18 protein-coding genes are annotated in these 19,058 nt (G+C 57.9%); 9 read left to right on the top strand and 9 right to left on the bottom strand.

Annotated features, from left to right (window positions below; translation table 11 throughout):
* Window positions 1-36 precede the first annotated feature (36 nt).
* Entirely contained in the window at window positions 37-795 is a 759-nt protein-coding gene (locus ACFSE1_RS15550) for a gamma-glutamyl-gamma-aminobutyrate hydrolase family protein (RefSeq protein ID WP_377403233.1), read from the top strand.
* Here ACFSE1_RS15550 and ACFSE1_RS15545 read toward each other — a convergent pair whose 3' ends face one another.
* From ACFSE1_RS15545 to ACFSE1_RS15535, 3 genes are all read right to left on the bottom strand, one after another.
* Entirely contained in the window at window positions 796-1,755 is a 960-nt protein-coding gene (locus ACFSE1_RS15545; protein WP_377403231.1) for a 2-hydroxyacid dehydrogenase, read from the bottom strand.
* 18 nt (window positions 1,756-1,773) lie between these two features.
* Window positions 1,774-2,796, bottom strand: coding sequence for a LacI family DNA-binding transcriptional regulator (locus ACFSE1_RS15540; RefSeq protein ID WP_377403229.1), 1,023 nt, complete (start codon window positions 2,794-2,796; stop codon window positions 1,774-1,776).
* Window positions 2,797-2,870: 74 nt separating this feature from the next.
* Window positions 2,871-3,386, bottom strand: coding sequence for a MarR family winged helix-turn-helix transcriptional regulator (locus ACFSE1_RS15535; protein WP_377403227.1), 516 nt, complete (start codon window positions 3,384-3,386; stop codon window positions 2,871-2,873).
* A gap of 88 nt (window positions 3,387-3,474) precedes the next feature.
* Here ACFSE1_RS15535 and ACFSE1_RS15530 point away from each other — a divergent pair, with 88 nt between their 5' ends.
* The 4 genes from ACFSE1_RS15530 to ACFSE1_RS15515 all read left to right on the top strand — a co-directional run bounded on the left by ACFSE1_RS15530 (window position 3,475) and on the right by ACFSE1_RS15515 (window position 6,798).
* Window positions 3,475-4,275, top strand: a complete 801-nt coding sequence (locus ACFSE1_RS15530) for a creatininase family protein (RefSeq protein WP_377403225.1) — start codon at window positions 3,475-3,477, stop codon at window positions 4,273-4,275.
* Window positions 4,276-4,377: 102 nt separating this feature from the next.
* Window positions 4,378-5,499, top strand: coding sequence for a CobW family GTP-binding protein (locus tag ACFSE1_RS15525; RefSeq protein WP_377403223.1), 1,122 nt, complete (start codon window positions 4,378-4,380; stop codon window positions 5,497-5,499).
* Window positions 5,500-5,531: 32 nt separating this feature from the next.
* On the top strand, window positions 5,532-6,518 hold the full coding sequence (locus ACFSE1_RS15520; RefSeq protein WP_377403221.1) for a WD40 repeat domain-containing protein: 987 nt from the start codon (window positions 5,532-5,534) through the stop codon (window positions 6,516-6,518).
* 37 nt (window positions 6,519-6,555) lie between these two features.
* Window positions 6,556-6,798 carry a hypothetical protein gene (locus tag ACFSE1_RS15515; protein WP_377403219.1) on the top strand — a complete coding sequence of 81 codons (243 nt, stop codon included), beginning with the start codon at window positions 6,556-6,558 and terminating at the stop codon, window positions 6,796-6,798.
* Window positions 6,799-6,834: 36 nt separating this feature from the next.
* Here the strand turns inward: ACFSE1_RS15515 and ACFSE1_RS15510 are convergent, their stop codons facing one another.
* Both ACFSE1_RS15510 and ACFSE1_RS15505 read right to left on the bottom strand, forming a co-directional pair.
* On the bottom strand, window positions 6,835-10,845 hold the full coding sequence (locus tag ACFSE1_RS15510) for an amino acid adenylation domain-containing protein (RefSeq protein WP_377403217.1): 4,011 nt from the start codon (window positions 10,843-10,845) through the stop codon (window positions 6,835-6,837).
* Window positions 10,846-11,674: 829 nt separating this feature from the next.
* Window positions 11,675-12,361 carry an OmpW/AlkL family protein gene (locus ACFSE1_RS15505; protein WP_377403333.1) on the bottom strand — a complete coding sequence of 229 codons (687 nt, stop codon included), beginning with the start codon at window positions 12,359-12,361 and terminating at the stop codon, window positions 11,675-11,677.
* Between the two features lie 267 nt (window positions 12,362-12,628).
* On the opposite strand from ACFSE1_RS15505, the gene ACFSE1_RS15500 reads away from it, so the two are divergent.
* On the top strand, window positions 12,629-12,898 hold the full coding sequence (locus tag ACFSE1_RS15500) for a hypothetical protein (protein ID WP_377403215.1): 270 nt from the start codon (window positions 12,629-12,631) through the stop codon (window positions 12,896-12,898).
* A gap of 127 nt (window positions 12,899-13,025) precedes the next feature.
* Here the strand turns inward: ACFSE1_RS15500 and ACFSE1_RS15495 are convergent, their stop codons facing one another.
* Entirely contained in the window at window positions 13,026-13,619 is a 594-nt protein-coding gene (locus ACFSE1_RS15495; RefSeq protein WP_377403213.1) for a GNAT family N-acetyltransferase, read from the bottom strand.
* A gap of 85 nt (window positions 13,620-13,704) precedes the next feature.
* Window positions 13,705-14,838 (bottom strand): ornithine/lysine decarboxylase, encoded by a 1,134-nt coding sequence (gene odc2, locus ACFSE1_RS15490; protein ID WP_377403211.1) that lies wholly within the window; start codon window positions 14,836-14,838, stop codon window positions 13,705-13,707.
* A 526-nt stretch (window positions 14,839-15,364) separates the two neighbouring features.
* On the opposite strand from odc2, the gene ACFSE1_RS15485 reads away from it, so the two are divergent.
* The 3 genes from ACFSE1_RS15485 to ACFSE1_RS15475 all read left to right on the top strand — a co-directional run bounded on the left by ACFSE1_RS15485 (window position 15,365) and on the right by ACFSE1_RS15475 (window position 18,034).
* Window positions 15,365-16,258, top strand: a complete 894-nt coding sequence (locus ACFSE1_RS15485) for a LysR family transcriptional regulator (protein ID WP_377403209.1) — start codon at window positions 15,365-15,367, stop codon at window positions 16,256-16,258.
* 94 nt (window positions 16,259-16,352) lie between these two features.
* Window positions 16,353-16,994 carry a DUF1007 family protein gene (locus tag ACFSE1_RS15480; RefSeq protein ID WP_377403207.1) on the top strand — a complete coding sequence of 214 codons (642 nt, stop codon included), beginning with the start codon at window positions 16,353-16,355 and terminating at the stop codon, window positions 16,992-16,994.
* Window positions 16,988-18,034: a nickel/cobalt transporter gene (locus tag ACFSE1_RS15475; protein ID WP_377403205.1), complete on the top strand. Its 1,047-nt coding sequence runs from the start codon at window positions 16,988-16,990 to the stop codon at window positions 18,032-18,034. The genes ACFSE1_RS15480 and ACFSE1_RS15475 overlap by 7 nt, the downstream gene beginning before the upstream one ends.
* A 98-nt stretch (window positions 18,035-18,132) precedes the next feature.
* Here ACFSE1_RS15475 and ACFSE1_RS15470 read toward each other — a convergent pair whose 3' ends face one another.
* Window positions 18,133-18,342 (bottom strand): hypothetical protein, encoded by a 210-nt coding sequence (locus tag ACFSE1_RS15470; protein ID WP_377403203.1) that lies wholly within the window; start codon window positions 18,340-18,342, stop codon window positions 18,133-18,135.
* On the bottom strand, window positions 18,339-19,031 hold the full coding sequence (locus ACFSE1_RS15465) for a GNAT family N-acetyltransferase (protein WP_377403201.1): 693 nt from the start codon (window positions 19,029-19,031) through the stop codon (window positions 18,339-18,341). The genes ACFSE1_RS15470 and ACFSE1_RS15465 overlap by 4 nt, the downstream gene beginning before the upstream one ends.
* Window positions 19,032-19,058: the final 27 nt, after the last annotated feature.

Below are 19,058 nucleotides of genomic sequence, written 5' to 3'. Positions count from 1 at the left end.
CGCCTGCTGAAGAATGGCTTTCTGCCGGAGACTGACATGACCCTGCCACTGATCGCCATACCCGCCGACATTCGTCATCTCGACAAGGCAGACTGGCACGCCGTTCAGACGCAATATGTCAACGCAGCCGTGCGTGTCTCGGGCGTTTTGCCGGTTCTGGTTCCTGCACTGGAAAGGGGCATGGATGTGGATGCGGTGCTCGACCGTGTCGACGGTGTGTTGATTTCCGGCTCTGCCAGCAATGTCCATCCGTCTCTCTATGGCGACGAATGGACAGAGGCCGATGGCCCCTTTGACCCTGCTCGCGATGCAACCTCGCTGGAACTGATCCGCCGCGCGATCGATCGCGGCATACCGCTGATTGCGATCTGCCGCGGACTTCAGGAGCTGAATGTTGCCCTTGGTGGAACCCTGGCCCGCGAAATCCAGGATCAGCCCGGCATGTGGGATCATCGCCGTCCGCCGGTGGAAAGCCGCGATGAAATGTATGCGATCCGCCAGCCGGTGTTCATCGCGGAAGGCTCCTGCATCGCACGCTATCTCGGCCAATCTGGAGAAATTCAGGTCAATTCCCTGCATCGGCAGGCCATCGGCACCAAGGCACCACGGCTTCAGGTTGAAGCAAGCGCTGCCGATGGCACGGTAGAAGCCGTTTCGGTGATTGACGCCAAGGGCTTTGCAGTCGGCGTGCAGTGGCATCCGGAATATTGGGCCGAGAACGACGCTCCCTCACGCAAACTGTTCGAAGCCTTTGGCGATGCCGTGCGCGCGCATGCAAACGGGCGCAGATCCTGATTATTTCGGCGGCGTTTCCGGCACGGGAGTCAGAACACGCCCTGTCTTGAACCAATCGATGATATTGTCCACCACAAGATCGGCCATGTCGTCACGGGTCGGCACCGAGGCGGACGCCACATGCGGCAACATGCAGAGGTTGGGCAAATCGAAGAAGCCCGCTGGCACGCGCGGCTCGTCATAGAAGACGTCCAGGCCCGCAGCCGCAATCGTTCCCGATTTCAGGGCTTCCAACAGGTCATCCTCATCGACGCTGGTGCCGCGCCCGACATTGATGAACACGCCGCTCGGTCCAAGCGCCTGCAGCACTTGCGAATTGATGATCTTGTGCGTCTGTGGCGTTGCCGGAATGATGGAGATCAGCGTGTCAACCGATTTCGCCAGTTCCAGAAGCGAAGGAACATAGGTGTAAGCCACATCGTTGCGGGGTGAGCGCGTGTGGTAGCTGATCTTCACCTTGAATGGCTCAAGCCGCTTTGCAATTTCGAGACCGATCCGCCCAAGACCGAGAAGGCCGACATGACGGTTCTTCAAGGATAGCGGCGTCAGCGGGAAGGAACCCTCCTTTTCCCATCGCCCTTCACGCAGATAGGTTTCGGCCACGGGAAAGCGGCGGATCGTGTTCAGCAGAAGGCCAATCGTCGTATCGGCAACCTCATCGTTCAGAACATCCGGCGTATTCGTTACAAGAATACCCCGGCTGGCCGCATGCTTTGCATCCACCCCATCATAGCCGACGCCGAAATTCGCAATCAGCTCCAGATTCGGCAATTGGTCGATCCAATCGGCGGGCATCTGGTTGCCCGTCGCAACTGCGCGGATCCTGCCCCGCTGTTCCTCGCTCAGCTCCATTTCCGAACCGGCGCGTGTCTGGATGAGATCGAAAGCTTCACCCAGCCGTTTCAGAACGCGAGGATGCATACCGCCTGGAACGAGTACGGTGATCTTTTCTTCGGTCATGATTGGTGTCCTTACAGATCAGGCGCGAGGGCGATAAGGGCCGGTAGACTGGCGGATGCGCATTTCCGGCTTGATGAGATGAATGCCATCAGGCTCATGGCTGCCAGCCAGGCGATCGAGTAGCGCGCGGGCTGCCAGACGGCCCACCTCGGTCTGTCCATTCCAGACTGTGGTGAGAGCTGGTGTGGCGATGGATGCCTCTTCCAGATCGTCATAGCCCGTGACGGAAATATCCCGCCCCGGCTGGAGACCGGCACGTGCGACGCCGTTCATAAGGCCGATGGCGACAAGATCGTTCCAACAGACAGCGGCCGTCGGCTTCTGCGGCAGCGAAAGGAAATGCACCGCCGCCTCGAACCCGCCCTGCTTGGTGCGCGGACCGGGAATGCGCAGATTAGGATCCACCTCGATCCCCGCCTTGCGAAGCGCATCGACATAGCCCTGGTAGCGATCGCGCCCCGTGGATGTCTGATCCGTACCGCCGATCATGGCGATGCTGCGATGCCCCAGCCCGATCAGGTGATTGGTGGCAAGGGAAATTCCATAGCTGTCATCGCCGCGATAAGTGGGCAGATCGACCCCATCCATGGAACGCGCCACCAGAATGGCGGGCATGCCGTTCGCCTCTGCCAGCTTCACATCCTCAATGGGGGTGCCAATGGCTGGCGACATGATGACGCCATCGCCGCCCAGCTGCAGCAAGGTTTCGATGAACGTCCGCTGCTTTTCGACCGAGTCATAATGATTGGAAAGAATAAAGGTCTGGCGGCTGCGGTCCAGCTCGCTCTCGATGGCCTTCAGGATTTCGCCGTAGAACGGGTTCATGATGTCATGAACCACAACCCCGATGATACCGGAGCGCGAAGTGCGCAGGCTCGCGGCGCGACGGTTATAGATATAGCCGAGGGCGCGCGCCTGTTCCTTGATCTTCTCCCGCGTATCGACCGCCACAAGCGGACTGTCGCGAAGAGCAAGAGAAATGGTGGCGGTGGAAAGGCCGAGACTTTCGGCAATCGTAGACAGTTTGACCTTTTGAACCACGTCCCCTCCCGGCGGATTCTGCGCTCCGTTCTAAAAGTTTAGTTAAACAATTTAACTCGAGAGCGCAATCTTTGTCATCCGTTTGTCATGTCGACATCTTCGTCGTCGGGCGGGTCCATGCCGCTCAGGTTGCGATCCACCGCTTTCAACAATTTCAGAAGGGTGCGGACTTCCTTTGCAGAGAAGCCTTCCAGTGCCTGTTCCGCGCTGGCGGCAGCGGCGGCATGAATGCGCGCCACCGTTTCCAGACCTGCCGGCGTAAGGTGCACCTTGATCAGCCGGCCATCCGTGCCATCGGCTTTGCGTTGAACAAAGCCCTGCGCTTCCATGCGGCCAACGGTGCGCGTCATGGTGGGCGCTTTCACGCCAAGACGCTGCGCAAGCTGGCCGGGTGTCAGCGCCTCGCCACGAGACAAATGCAAGATAACCCCATCCTGCCCCGCATAAAGCCCCGCCTCCGCCAGGTTGCGCGACAGCACGGTGCGAAGGGAGCGCGCAGCAGATGTCAGCGCGGGCGCAAGATCTTCCTGTGCGGGAATATCCTTCCTCTTGCCGGACTTATCCTTCTTGTCGTTCTTTTTCTTGCTCATTCGCCCGCGCCCCGTTTGCCGCCTCTGGCTTTGCCCGCTATATGCTGATGTTTCCCCATGCATAGCGAAAGCAGGACTTTACCGCCAGATGCCCTTGCCGAAACCGCGCTTCTACCAGAACGATCCGGCCCTTGCCCCTGCTGAGCGGGCAGACTGGATTGCCGTTTTGCCGCTGGGCGCGCATGAACAGCATGGCCCACACCTGCCCTTTGAAACCGACAGCCTGATTGCCGCTGGCCTGACGGAGCGCCTGATTGCACGCCTGCCTGAAGACCTTCCGGCGACATTCCTTCCCGTTGAACGCATTGGCTATTCCATAGAACACATGGATAGTGCGGGAACGCGCAGCCTCACGTTTGCCCAGGCGATCAATCGGTGGCTTGCCATTGCCGAAAGCCTTGCCGATTCCGGAATTCGCAAATTTGTGATGCTGAACGCGCATGGTGGCAATTCTCCGCTCATGACCGTGGTGGCAACCGAGGCACGCGTGCGCTTCAACATGCTGGCGGTTGCAACCAGCTGGACCCGCTTCGGCCAGCCGGAAGGCTGGATCAGCCCGCAAGACAAGGCAATCGACATTCATGGCGGCGATATCGAAACCTCGGTCATGCTGGCGCTCCATCCTGACAAGGTGGACATGGGGAAAGCTTCCGCCTTCCCCTCGCGGCAGAGCGAATTCACAAGGCAGTTCAAGCACCTGCGCGCCTATGGCCCGCATGCCTTCGGCTGGAAGATGTCGGATCTGAGCGAGCTGGGCGTAGCGGGAAATGCCGCTGCTGCGACAGCCGCGCGGGGAGAAGTGCTGCTAGACCATGCGGTGCGGGGCATCCTGGAACTGCTTGAGGATGTGCACCGCTTCGATGTCGATACACTGTCCTCCACAGCGTGACATTATAACATCGGAAGGCCCTTTGAACTGCCGCCAAGACGGCTTATATGAACGCAACCGCTGACGCTCCATTCGCGAGCGCCCTCATTCCCGGAGGTTCCCATGGCCGATACAGCCGCGCAAAAGCCAATTCCCGTGACCGTTCTCACCGGCTATCTCGGTGCCGGAAAAACAACGCTTCTCAACCGCATTCTCTCCGAAAGTCACGGCAAGAAATACGCGGTCATCGTCAACGAGTTCGGCGAGATCGGCATCGACAACGATCTGATCGTCGAGTCGGATGAAGAAATCTATGAAATGAACAATGGCTGCGTCTGCTGCACCGTTCGCGGAGACCTCATCCGCGTGGTGGAAGGCCTGATGCGCCGCCCCGGCCGCTTCGACGGCATCATCGTGGAAACGACCGGCCTTGCCGATCCTGTACCCGTCGCGCAGACATTCTTCATGGACGACGATGTGCGCGCCAAGACGGAACTTGATGCGGTTGTGGCCCTGGTTGACGCAAAGCACCTGCCGCTGCGCCTGAAGGACAGCCGCGAGGCAGAAGATCAGATCGCCTTTGCCGATGTGGTGGTGATCAACAAGACGGATCTCGTTTCGCCGCAGGAACTGGCAACCATCGAAGAAATCGTGCGCGCCATCAATCCGACCGCAAGGGTTTACAAGACGACCCGTTCGGGTGTCGATCTGGCCCGCGTGCTCGATCAGGGTGCCTTCAATCTGGAGCGTGCACTGGAAAACGACCCGCATTTCCTCGATCACGGCCATCCTGATCACGTTTGCGGCCCCGATTGCGGCCATGACCATCATCACCACGATCACGACCATCATGATCATCATGATCATCACCACCATGATCACCATCATCATGATCATGGGCACGATCATCACCATCACCACGATGCGCCTTCGGCCATCCACGACATTACGGTGAAATCGATTTCCCTGCGTGGCGGAGAGATGAACCCGGAACGCTTCTTCCAATGGATTCAGAAGATCACCCAGGTTCAGGGGCCGAACATCCTGCGTCTCAAGGGAATTATCGCCTTTGCTGGCGATCCCGAGCGCTATGTGGTTCAAGGTGTTCACATGATCGTTGAAGGTGATCACCAGCGTGCCTGGAAGGACGGCGAAAAGCGCGAAAGCCGCCTCGTCTTTATCGGGCGCGACCTGGACCGTGAAAAGATCGAACAGAGCTTCCTCGCCTGCCAGGCGAATGGCTAACCACAAGAAAAAACAGAAGGATTTTGCCGGAAATGCCGACAGTTGCCCCATTCGATATCGAAGGCCACGTGATTGGAGCGCATTTCCTGGGCGATATTCCCTTCTTCGCCACAGCCGCCGGAGAGATCCGGCGGTTGGATAACGGGGAAAAGGTGACAGAGCTGCATCAGGGCATGCTCACCTGTGTGCGGGATCCCTTTCACGCCTCGCTGCTCACCGGCGGTGAGGACGGCAAGGTGATGCGCATTCTGGCGGATGGCTCGGCTGTTCAGGTTGCGGAAGCCCCGCGCAAGTGGATCAATGTCGTTGCAGGCGGTCCGCAAGGTGCTGTGGCTTATGCCCACGGCAAGGCAAGCCATGTGGTGCTGCGTGACGGTACCACCAAGGTATTTCCCGAAGAGCGCACGGTTGAAGGATTGGCCTTTGCCTCAAAGGGATTGCGTATTGCCGCTGCCCGTTACAACGGGGTCTCGCTCCACTGGGTCAATACGAATGCCCCAGCCTCCGATCTGGAATGGAAAGGTGCCCATACGGGTGTTACCTTCTCCCCCGATGGTCGCTTTCTCGTGACCACCATGCAGGAAAACGCGCTGCATGGCTGGAAGCTGGAGGGCAAGCCCGGCGACCCGCGCCATATGCGAATGACCGGCTATCCTGCCAAGGTCAAATCCTTCTCCTGGTCCCCGAAAGGCAAGTGGCTCGCCACATCCGGTGCGCCTGCGGCCATCGTCTGGCCCTTCTCGGCCAAGGATGGCCCTATGGGCAAGGCCCCGCTGGAGCTTGGCACCCGGGCCAATGTGCTCGCCACCTGCGTGAGCTTTCATCCAGCGGAAGAGGTTCTCGCCATCGGCTTCATCGACGGCATGGTGCTTGGCGTTCGCGTCGGAGATGGCAAGGAAGCGCTGCTGCGCCGCCCCGGCAAAGGTGCGATTACCGCGATGAGCTGGAGCAGCAACGGAAAGCTGCTGGCCTTCGGATCCGAGGCTGGCGACTGCGGCGTGATCGATATCGCCGCTTGAGCTAGAGCATTTCCGGCAAACTCAGGGTCAGTTCTGTTTGTCGATTGGCACGCACGATCCGGTGGTCAAGCGGGCGAAGTTCGATGCTGCCGCATCGGGCAAGACCGGTTCGCCATCGGGCGTCCGCCAATCGGAAACCCGAAGGGACGGGCGCTTTCTCTTTACCCTGAAGCAGCGGGGGCTCTCCGGGACGCATGAGCGCACGAGAAACCCGCATCAGCTTTGTCTGCTGCGCCTGAAAAAAGAGGGCATTTCAGGCGACCGACCTGAAATGCCCTGACATTTTGAAGATTGCCTGCTTTTTTCCGACAGCGCATCAGGCCAGAAGATCGACCGTCATGACGCCGCCCACTCTGCGTCGAGTGGCCGCGATAGGCGTGATTCTCGCTCTTCTCTTCTGCGTTAGCTGGTCAGAAACCAATGCACCGATCTCCTTGGCAGGAACGTCCTCCAGCATATCTGCATGCCCCGCATCGATCTGAATGATCTCGACATAGCCGTTTGTATGCTCTTGCCAGGCGGTCGGATCGTAACGCAGCACCTCTTTCAACCGGGGCGACGCCATGGTGCGCGCCTGGAACATATGGATGTCGACATCGACCTGCCCCGGCTTGAACCTGTTGCTCATTTCGAGATGCTGAACGATCGCGCTTCTCACCCGGGCAAAGATCTCCGGATTATTGCGCTTCAGCTCCCTTTCGAAGGCATTGCCGTGGAACTCCCACTGGTCAAGAAGGAAAGTTTCCAGTTGATCGAGCGTCGGGTTCGACCCAAGAACCATCGCATCGTGTCCAAGGAAAGCCAGTGCCTGTTGCACCAGAAAACCCTGCCGTTCCTCCACATCGATCTTGGTATTGGTAAAGGGATAGGAGTCCAACATACCCAGATAGGAAACGCTGTGGCCCTGAAGCGACAGGACCCGAGTCATCTCATGGGCAACCAGACCGCCCATGGACCAGCCGAGCAAGCGATAGGGACCAACAGGCTGAACCTCGCGGATCCTGTCAACATAGCGTCGCGCCATGCTTTCGATCGTTTCGTCCGGGGCGAGACCCGCCTCGCTATAGGCGTCGGATTGCAGGCCATAGATCGGCACGTCCGGATTAAGCGACATTGAAAGCGCGGCGAACTTCCAGCCAAAGCCAACGCCGGGATGGATGCAGAACAGGGGCGCTTCCCCGCCACCTTCCCGAAGCCGCAGAAGCGGCTGGAAGTAGTTCACGTCCAGCTGCTTGTTCAGGACCTGCGCGAGCCGGGCAATGGTCAGAGAGTCGAGAAGCGCAGCAATCGGCACTTCCGGCAAGTCTGCCTCTCTCAAGGCTGAGATCATGACCGCAGCAGAGAGCGAATCGCCGCCCAGCTCGAAAAAGTTGTCGTGAATTCCAACCGTTTGCAGCCCCAGCACATCGCACCAGATCTTTGCAATGCGCTTTTCGAGATCGGTCGTCGGCAGAACCGCCTCCTGACGGGCCGTCTCGCGCGGCTCTGGAAGCGCTTTGCGATCAATCTTGCCATTCGTGTTCAAGGGCAGCGCATCCAGCACAACAAATTCCGAGGGGATCATGTGTGCAGGCAGCAAATCTGCCAGTCGATGCTGCATGGCCTTGGTCGTCAGGGCAGGTTCATCATCGGTCACAATATAGGCCAAGATGCGCATACGCTGGCTGGAGTCCGGTTTCGCGACAACCACAACTTCACGGACACCCTCCAGACCGGCGATCACGGTTTCGATTTCGCGCAATTCCACCCGGAACCCGCGGATCTTCACCTGGTCATCGTTGCGGCCGATATATTCCAGCACGCCATCGTCACGCCATTGAACCAGATCGCCGGTTTTATAGATCCGGCTGCCATCTTGCGTGAACGGGTTCAAAAGGAAGCGTTCAGCCGTAAGGTCCGGCCGGTGAAGATAGCCTTTGGCAACGCCCAGGCCACCAATATACAATTCTCCAGGCATTCCCACCGGAACCGGCTGCATATGCCGATCCAGAACATAGACTTGCGTGTTGAGAATCGGACGTCCAATCGGGGTTGACTGGAGATCGTATCCGCCGAGAGCCATGCAGGTGGACCACACTGTTGTCTCAGTCGGGCCATACACGTTCAGAACAGGATGTCCCATCAGGGCCATTTTCCGCGCCAGATCCGCCGGCAGCGCTTCACCTCCAACCAGCGAACGCAAACCCTTCAGGCGTCCGGCGAATTCGTGGGCCAGCGAACGCCACAGCGATGGCGTTGCCTGCATGACCGAAATTCCCTCACGCTCGATCAGACCGACCAGCCTTGCGGGATCCTTGACCACGTCACGCTTCACGATGACAGTGGCAGCACCCGATGTGAGAGGCAGGAAAAGCTCCAGCGCCGCAATGTCGAAGGCAACCGTCGTGACCGCCGCGATCTTGTCTCCCTCGTCCAGCGGCACAAGCCCCTGCATGGCCTGAAGGAAATTCAACAGGGAGAGATGTGAAATCTCGACACCCTTCGGCCGGCCGGTGGAACCTGATGTGAAGATCACATAGGCCGTGTCATCACCGGATGGCATCACGGATGCAACGGGCCCGCGAATTTCCGGCAGCGGCTCATCCATCAGCAATTTCAGCGCCGCAGAACCCGGCAGCTTTCCGGCAGCCTCTGCGGTAGTCATCACCGCAGCTGGCTTGGCGTCTTCGAAAATCAAACCGAGGCGATGCACCGGGTCTTCCGGATCGACAGGAAGATAGGCCGCTCCGGCCTTGTGAACAGCCAGCATGGCAACCAGCATTCGCATGGAGCGCGGAACCGCAACAGCAACCAGATCCCCGCGGCTGATCCCCTCCTGGCGCAGCACCGCAGCCCAACGATCCGAGAGGCAATCGAGATCGAAATAGCTTGCGCTCCTGTCTTCAAAACGGGCAGCAAGCGCATCAGGATTGCGGCATACCTGCTTCTGGAAGAGTTCGATCCAGCTCTGTCCGGTCACAGCCTGCTGCGTCTGGTTCCAGACATGCACAATCCGATGCTTTTCCTCCGGCGCCAGCAGGGAAATCGCAGGGATCGGCATCTCCGGTGATGCCAGAATGACATCCAGAACCCGCCGGAACCGCGTCTCGTGCTGCTTCAGCTCATCCAGAGTGTAGAGACCGGGATTGGCATCGAAATCCAGTTCGACATCCTGATCCGTGCCTCTGTCATAGGCAAAGATGGTAAAGTCACTCATCGTGCCATTCGAGAGGTTATGCGCCGTTGTCGGATGACCGTCGAACCGCAGATCGTAATTGAACGGCTCGATATTCACCCCGAGGCGAACCAGTTGGTCCTCCTGCTTGTTCATGCCGAGATCGCGCCGCATATCCTCGTAGCGATAGCGCTGATAGCGCAAAGCGCGCATCATCTGCTGGGCAACCTGCTTGGTCAAATCAAGCCAGCTCACATCGGAGCCGATCTTGAAGCGCAGCGGCACACCGTTCGCCATCATGACCGGCAAGCGGCGCATGGCCGGGCTGGTCCGCGCCGTAACCATGGTGGCCATGGTCAGCTCTTCGCAGTCGGTGGCGCGCGCATAGTAAGCGCCGACCAGGGCAATCAGGCATTGCGGCAGGGTGCAGCCGATCTGCTTTCCAAGCGCAGACAATTTCTGCACCTGTTCTCGTGGCAACTTCCCGCGATGGCGCAGGAAGCCTCCGGTCATCGGTCCTTGCCGCTTCGCCAGCGTTACCGGCGAAGAGATGCCCTGCAACTGCGACATCCAGTAGGCACGGTCTCGCTCAAAACTGGGGGAGTTCTTGTACTGCTCCTCGACCTCCAGCGACTCCTGAATTGTGCCGAGCTCGCTCGGAGGGACAGGCTCATTCCGCTTCAGCGCGGTGTAGATCTGCGACAGGCGGTGTGCCAGAAGGAAACCGCAGAAACCATCCATAGCCACGTGATGAGCACGGTGAAACCAGACCCAGTGATCGTCGCTCAGGCGCAACAGCGTGCTGTTCCAGAGCGAGTGATCATCCCCCTTGCGGATCTCCCCATTCATCCACTCATAAGCAGCATCGCGCGGATTCGGCCAGGTTGAAAAATCAAGCGTTTCAAACGGCTGCTCGCGCCGTTCCCTGATCAGGAACTGAGGCGCGTGCCCAACCTCGACCAGTTCCATTCTGGCACCCTCCGTCTCCGCGGAGAGCAATTCAAGGCTGCGCAAGAAAACATCCGCATCGATAGGCCCGTGGATCTCGATACTTTCAGCGATATCGAAGAGCGTATCGCTAGAGGAGAATTTTTGCTTCAGCCAAAGGCCTTTTTGCGCGGCAGTCAAAGCTTTATACGAAGCACCAGGAAGCAATTTCTCTCTCCTATACATAAGTAAGAGACGACTATATATATCCAGAACGACTGTTTAAAAATTTTTACGTTACTTTATGGGATAAGTGCGGTTTCAATATTTTTCTATTCATAGTCCAAATTAGCGGTACTGATAAATTTAAAAAGTTGAAGCGAACGATCCAAAAATTTTAATATGAATAGATGTTATATAAATGCGCAGAAGAATTCGGAGTGAACCCGCCTTTCAACGTTATGGATGTATAAAATTGACACAGAGTCAGTAATTTGCGCGAGCTCTGGACGCAGACTCACAAGGTGAGTGAGGGTCATTTTTTGTCGGGCACTGTCGCTTCGTGAACAATCTGGCGAGCAGAAAAAGGCGCACACGGATCTCACTAGGAAGGGCCATCTGTCAATTTTGTAAACAGTTGCACACGCCTGACGCGCCACACCCTGCTGCAGTGCAAAAAGCAGGAGAACAGATGACGACTTGTTGAACTGTTCTGCAGCAACAGAACTTCGTCAGTATCGAGGCCTGTCCGACGGCCCGCGCCGGCGATGGGATGGGGGGCGAAGGCAACGACGATCAGCCTCAAAGACCGGAATGTGTATGGGTACGGGAAGCACTAGAAATTGCTTGAAAACGGAAACGGGGAGCAACGCCCTCACGCGCTGCTCCCCGTCTCATTTCCCTTCCCGAGTCAAACCTGCCACGGTGCCGGATGCCCCCATCCGGACGATTCCTCGGAAAGGTATTCTGCTCTTTCGAGTATTTCCAGGAAAAGCCCGTAGCGGTTTTCCGTCCGGAAATGCGTAAAAACAATGCGTTAGAGCGGTTCAGAGTCTCCGTGAAACAGTCAACCGCTCTAGAAGCGGTACGTCACACCGGCACCGACGATCCAGGGATCGAGCTTTGCCTTGCCAGACAGCGAACCACCGGCGGTGTTGGCGCTCCACTTCGTGTCAAGAAACACCTTCTTGACGTCGAAGTTCACGCCCCAGTGCTCATCCAGCATATAGTCGAAACCAACCTGCAAAGCCGCGCCGACATGGTTATCGACCTTCAGATTGCTGAAGCCAGGCTTGGTGGATTCGTTATAGAAGAAGGTGTAGTTGATACCCGCGCCGATATAGGGCTTGAATGCGCCGAAATCGGTGAAGTGATATTGCAACGTCAGTGTGGGCGGCAGGATCCAGGTCTTGCCGACTGGCGTTCCGGCAAGAACACCGTCACCGCTGATCTTGGAGCTGGTCGTGCCCAGAATAAGTTCAGCTGCGAGATTGTCTGTAAAGTAGTAGGAAATATCCAGTTCAGGCGTAATCGAGTTCGAATACTGCAGATCGGAACCGGCAACACCATTCACCGAACCCTTATCATTCGGGATAACGCCAAGCGCGCGGACACGAACCTGCCAAGGGCTGCGAGACGCGGCAACAGCCTCATGCGCGGCCTGAACCGGATCGGAAACCGTAAGATCCGCAGCCTGCACAGCCCCGGAAAGAAGGACCGTGGCCGCACCCAGCATGGCGGCAATGGCTGGTCCGTTCTTGATCATGACACTCTCCTTGAAACATCAATGTAATGCGATGCGTGGAGATTTAGACGGAAGCCGAGGAAAGCGTTTGATCCGCATCAAGCTCACTTGACGATGATCAAGCCATTGAAGAATTTGAACAAATCGGCTGCGTTGCGTGCAATTATGCAACACCTGCCCTCGCCCTTCTGAAGAAGAAATTGAGCTTTCGCAAAAACACCAGCCGGCTGCGGGATCAATCCCATGCGCGGCACGTTGTGGCATGGCTGAAGGCGGAGCAGATGGATGACCGATCAAAACTTGGTTGCGGATTTTCTCATGGCGTTCTACGCCCTTCCGGACATCGTCAAGGCGCTTTGGCTTGTCGGCCCGCCAGCTTTTCTTCTGGCTATCCTCACCCTATGGCTGCGGAACGGCAGGAGCCAAATGCCGGAAGAGCAGATCCTCCATGCGCTGCAGCGCATGGACATTCGCCCTATTGAACCGAAGAGCCCCCTGCCAATCAAAGCCGAGCGCGCAGATGTGGTCACCACGGATGCGCAAAAGGTGGCATGACAGCGAACTGTCATGCCAGGCGCACAATTGAGCGTTTTGGTATCTCAAGGAAACACGAAAACGCTCCAACTCGTCGTATTTAGCATTTCAGGACCGAAAACCGCTACGCACGTTTCCTGAAAATGCTCTAGGCAGCGCGGCGCTGTTCCATTGCGCGGGAGAGTTTGCGGCCGGAGGCCGTCAACATGCCTGCGGCCCCATCCAGCCAGTCAGGCTTCAGCTCCAGCCCGAGGAACCGTTCACGCGCAAAAGGACCCGGCATCACAAGATGCTGCGCCTTGGACGCAAAGAAACCGAAGCGCTCGTAGTAGGGCGCATCGCCCACCAGAAGTATTGCTCCGTGTCCGCGTGCGGTGGCTTCGGCAATGGCAGCGCGCATCAGCGCACCTCCCACACCCTTGCCTTCCTGCGCGGGATCAACCGCAAGGGGACCGAGAAGAAGTGCGTCGACGGCGGCGCCATCGGCACCAACACCCGCCTCGACATTCCACAGGCGCACTGTGCCAATGACATGCCCGTGATCATCGCGAGCAACGAGCGCCAGACCTTCCGCCGGAAGACGTCCGCGACGCAGCTTCTCGCTTGACTTCTTGCGGCGACCTGGACCCATGGCCCGATCCAGAAGGTTTTCGCGCGCAACGACATCCGCTGGCGTTTCCGTAGCAATGATAAAAGATTTCGGCGCAAGAAATGCGCGTACAGAATCAAGAACAGCGGCCATCTTGGCCTCCGAAGCTCAACACCGTTCAGACGGCTCGAAAGAGAATTGTGAGATGCGGCTCCGGTTGCAAACCGGAGCCGGCCAATCAGATCACATAGGCTTTCAGCGGATCGAAGCCATTGAAGGCAACCGCCGAATAGGTGGTCGTGTAGGCGCCCGTGCCTTCGATCAGAACCTCATCGCCTACCGTCAGCGAGATCGGCAGCGGGTACATGTTCTTTTCGTAAAGCACATCGGCGGAATCGCAGGTCGGGCCGGCAATCACGCAAGGCTCCATCTCGTCACCGTCACGCTCCGTGCGGATCGGGTAACGAATGGCTTCATCCATGGTCTCGGCCAGACCGCCGAACTTGCCGATATCGAGGAAGACCCAGCGATGCTCGTCATTGTCGGACTTCTTGGACACCAGAACGACTTCCGCCTTGATCACACCCGCATTACCCACCATGCCGCGACCCGGCTCGATGATGGTCTTCGGCAGATTGTTGCCGAAATGCTTGCGCAGCGAAGCGAAGATCGCCTGACCGTATTCTTCCGCCGAAGGAATGTCGCGCAGATACTTGGTCGGGAAGCCGCCGCCCATGTTCACCATCTGCAGGAAAATGCCCTGCTTGGCGAGCTGCGCGAAGACGCGCTTGGCATCGGCCAGAGCCGAATCCCAGGCATCAACCTTGGTCATCTGCGAGCCGACATGGAAAGACACGCCGTAGCTTTCCAGCCCCAACTGGTGGGCATAGACCAGCACATCCACAGCCATCTGCGGAACGCAGCCGAACTTGCGCGACAGCGGCCATTCAGCGCCTTCACCATCGGTGAGAACGCGGCAGAACACGCGGGCACCGGGTGCTGCACGGGCAACCTTTTCCACTTCCTCGTGGCTATCCACGGCGAAAAGACCAACACCGAGTTCGAACGCACGCGCAACATCGCGCTCTTTCTTGATCGTGTTGCCAAAGGAAATCCGGTCAGCCGTTGCGCCGGCAGCCAGCGCCATCTGGATTTCAGCCACCGAGGCGCAGTCGAAATTGGAACCCATGGAAGCGAGAAGCTTCAGGATCTCCGGTTCGGGATTGGCCTTGACGGCATAGTAGATCGCGCTGTCCGGCAGGGCGTGACGGAATGCGGTGTAATTGTCGCGCACGATGTCGAGGTCAACGACGAGGCAGGGGCCTTCCGGACGTCGGGTGCGGAGAAAGTCGAGGATGCGAGCGGTCGTCATTGGTCTAATCCCTATTAAGCTTCTCCGGCGAACCGAAGGACAAAGACGCGCAAGCAGGTGAGCGAGGCCCGGCCGGTGGAAATCCCGGAGCATCGTTCGCGCCTGAATGCGCAGGGTTTGGCTCAACGCCCTGCCAAGAGCATTGATCCGGCTTTGTCTGCCATGGATTGGAGGGGATTATCCCAACCGCACTTCCGGCAATGATGGTGTGCCTCTTCAGTATTGCAAGCTGATGGAAAGCCTGCAGAGACCAGAAAGGCCCGCACCGTCGTTGCTTCAAGATGTCCTCGCATTTTCCGGTTGGCCGGAATAGCGACTGGAGGGGTTAGTTCCAGGTACCTTACCGATTATCCTCACCACTCGAGGGTCGGCGGACACCCACAGGCACGTGCGACTTTGGGCAGCACGGAAATATGTATAATCGCCGTCATAATCAAGAGCTTTTTTCAAGCACCTGAAAATTTCGCATTGCGCTACGGCGCATAAGGCTCCACGAAGAAAGCGACACTGAAAAAGGGAACAGAGTGTGGACACGCTGACGCGCATGCGCGCCTTCATTGACGTGGTGGAAGCGGAAGGTTTTTCGGCTGCTGCGCGCCGCACCGGGCGCTCGAAAGCGCTGCTTTCCAAATATGTGCGGGAATTGGAAGACGATCTGGGTGCGCTTCTGCTGAACCGCACCACACGCCAGTTTTCCCTCACGGAGGCAGGCCACACCTATTATCGAACGGCGGCCGACATTCTGAAGGAGATCGACAATCTTGCCGATCTGGTGCGCGAGAACAATGCCGACCTGAAGGGCAGGCTGCGAATCTCCGCACCGCGCACGTTCATGGATGCGGAAATCGGCCAGTCCCTGATCGATTTCGCCAAGGCGCATCCGGAAGTGTCGCTGGAAATCGTCGCGGAAGACCGGTTCGTGGATCTGATCGAGGAGAATTTCGATCTGGCGATCCGAATCACCCGCCTGGAAGATTCCGGCATGATTGCTCGTAAGCTGTCCGATTTTCGCGTCTATGCCTGCGCGACCACCGATTATGTCGCCCGTTACGGTCCGCTGAACCACCCGCAGGATCTGGCGGGAAAGCCGGTTATCATCGATACCAATGCCCGCTCGCACAACCATCTGCGTTTCCGCTCAACGGACGGCAGCAGCTTTTCCGTATCCGTCTCCGGCCCCATAGAGGTCAACAGTCCGCAGGCAACCCTTCGGGCCGCCCGGGCTGGCCTCGGTGTCGCCCTCATCCCGGATTTCATCGCCAAGCCGGTGATTGAGTCCGGCGAGCTGGTGAACCTGTTTGACGAATACATCGACAAAGACCGCGGCATCTACGCGGTCTACCCCCATCGCCGATATCTGCCCGCCAAAGTCCGCAGCTTCGTGGATTTTCTTTCCAACTGGTTTCGCAAATACGCGTGAAGCGGGGCACCTTGTGCCTGTCAGTGTTGACGATGGCCGAAATTCCGTCCCATTTGCGGGTGAAATCAAGGCCAACGCTTCACAGGATTCGGCAATGACCAGATACGGGTGGCTCGCTGCCGCAGCACTCATCGTTACTCCCCTGCCCGCCCTGGCACATCCGCACATTTTCGTGGAAGCGCGAATGGAAGTGCTGGCCGACGATAAAGGGCATGTTTCCGAAGTGCGCAATATCTGGCGTTTCGACGAAATGTTCTCGTCCAGCGTGCTGCTGGATTTCGACAAGAACACCAATGGCAAGCTCGATGCGCCTGAACTCGCCGAACTTGGCGAAACCATGCGCACCTCGCTGGCGGATTTCCATTACTTCACCAATATCACGATGAACGGCAAAAACATTCCGGTACAGAAGCCGGATGTGATCCACGTTACCTATCAGGATAATCAGGTATTGGCTTTCTTTGCCGTCAAGCCAGGTGAAACGATTCCGTTGAAGGGAAAACTGACCTTCGGGATCTACGATCCCTCCATGTACACGTCGCTCGACTTCCCCAACGACAAGGATCTGGTGCCGGAAGGCAAGGCCTTTGCAGCCTGTCAGCAGAAGGTCGTGCGTCCGAACCCGGATGAAGTCATCGCGCAGAATCAGTCCTCGCTGACGGATGCCTTCTTCAACGATCCGACAGGAACGGACATGACAAAGCTGTTCGCCACCCGCCTGGAGGTGACATGCTGAGAAAATCCGTCGCACCGGTCGCGATCCTGGCTTTGCTGGGTCTCGTCGTCGCGGCCCATGCTCAGTCTCCACTCGGCGTTGGAACGGCAGAACCCTCCTTCAACACCACCGGCTTTTTCGGCCCCTATCTCGGCTGGATCAATGTCTGGCAACAGACCTTCTATCGCGCGCTGACCGGCGCGCTGCGTGCCATGCGACAGGATCCCTGGGCGCTGCAAGGTCTCGTCGGCCTCTCCTTCGCCTATGGCGTTTTCCATGCGGCAGGCCCCGGACACGGAAAAGCGGTCATTTCCTCCTATATGATTGCCAACGAGACAGCACTGCGGCGCGGCATCGCCATCTCCTTCATCAGCGCCCTTCTTCAAGGTCTGGCCGCCGTGCTGCTGGTCGCTGTTGCCTATTGGCTTCTGCGTGGCACCGGCATCACCATGACCAAGGCAACCTGGGCCATGGAAATAGCAAGCTTCGGGCTGGTTGCCCTGTTCGGGTTCTGGCTTTTGGGCCGCAAGCTCATCACACTATGGCCGCAACGCTCTTCGCTGCCCATTTTCGCCAATGCCGAACCCGCTGGCGGCCCGACCGGTTTGCGCTTTCAGGCTATGGAAGTGGGTCATGACCACAAGGATCTGGCGGCAGGCGAATACTGCGCCGATTGCGGACAATTGCATATTCCAAATCCAGCCGCGCTGCGGGCCAAGGATTTTCATTGGCGCGAAGCTTGGTCGGCAATGGTCGCCGTCGGGCTTCGCCCCTGCTCCGGTGCCATTCTGGTCATGAGTTTTTCGCTGTTGAACGGGCTTTATCTGGGCGGCGCGCTTTCGGTGCTTGCCATGTCCATCGGCACGGCCATCACCGTATCCATACTGGCAATCATTGCTGTGAGCGCCAAGGGTCTCGCCGTGCGTCTGGCAGGAAAACGCTCGCGCGCTGCCACGCTGGTGACGAACGGCATCGAAATATTCGGCGCACTCTTCATCATCGTGGTGGGTACGAGCCTGCTCGCAGCATCGCTTCAGGGCACGGGCTTGCAAAGCTTCTAGAGCGGTTCATTGTTTCACGGGAACGCTAAACCACTCTACTCTTTGTATTTTCGCATTCGGGGCGGAAAACCGCTGCGCACTTTTCTCAGCTAAATGCTCTACAGGTCCTGACCTCGCTGGTGCTTTGCCCGCAGCCAGAACACCAGGAAGAAAGAAAGCACCGCCAGCGTGCCAAACGCTGCCGCCAGCCAGGGCGAAAAATCCGCCAGCCACAGCATGATGGCAGGCATGGCAAAAAACAGCAGCATGAAGCCAAAGAAAATGATCGCCGCGGCGATGGCGGGCGAACGTCCGGACCTGTTGTTCATAATGCCTTTTCCTGCAATTGCGCGCGGATGTCTTCCAGTCTCTGCTTCTGATGTCCCTGCTCATCGAAATTGGCCGGATCCAGCCACGCTTCGAAGGCCTTTGCCCGAAGTGGCCATTCGCTGTCGATGATCGAAAACCACGCCGTATCGCGGTTCTCACCGCGGGAAATCATGTGCTGGCGAAACACACCTTCAAAGGTGAAGCCATAGCGAATGGCCGCCCGCTTGCTAGGCTCGTTGGCATTATGGCACTTCCATTCGTAGCGACGATAGCCCAAGTCCTCGAAAGCATGTCTTGCCAGGAGATAGTGCGCTTCCGTGGAAAGCGGCGAGCGGGACATGCCAGGCCCATGCGCGACTGCACCGACCTCGACGACGCCATTGGCTGGATCAGGCCGCATATAGCTTGCCATGCCAACCACTTCGCCATCCTCCTTGTCCCGGAAGACAAGCGTGACGAAGCCCTTTGTGCTGTTCACCGTTTCAATCCAGTCAGCAAGCTGCTCCGGTCTCGAATAGGTTTCATTCGGGAAGTAGCGGATGAGATCATTGATCCCCTCTTCGGCTCCCAAAGCTTCCCAGAGCGTGTGAACATGCACAGCACGCTCATAGGGCTCTACGATAACATAGCGCCCTTCAAGCCGAACCGGTGCGGGCGGCCGGCAACTGTAATTGGCAAGATTGCGCATCCTTTTCCCCCTCTTTGCCGAGTGGTT

This window comes from Affinirhizobium helianthi, assembly GCF_042680945.1.
GTDB classification, from domain to species: domain Bacteria; phylum Pseudomonadota; class Alphaproteobacteria; order Rhizobiales; family Rhizobiaceae; genus Neorhizobium; species Neorhizobium helianthi.
This window is presented reverse-complemented; position numbering and strand designations above follow the sequence as displayed.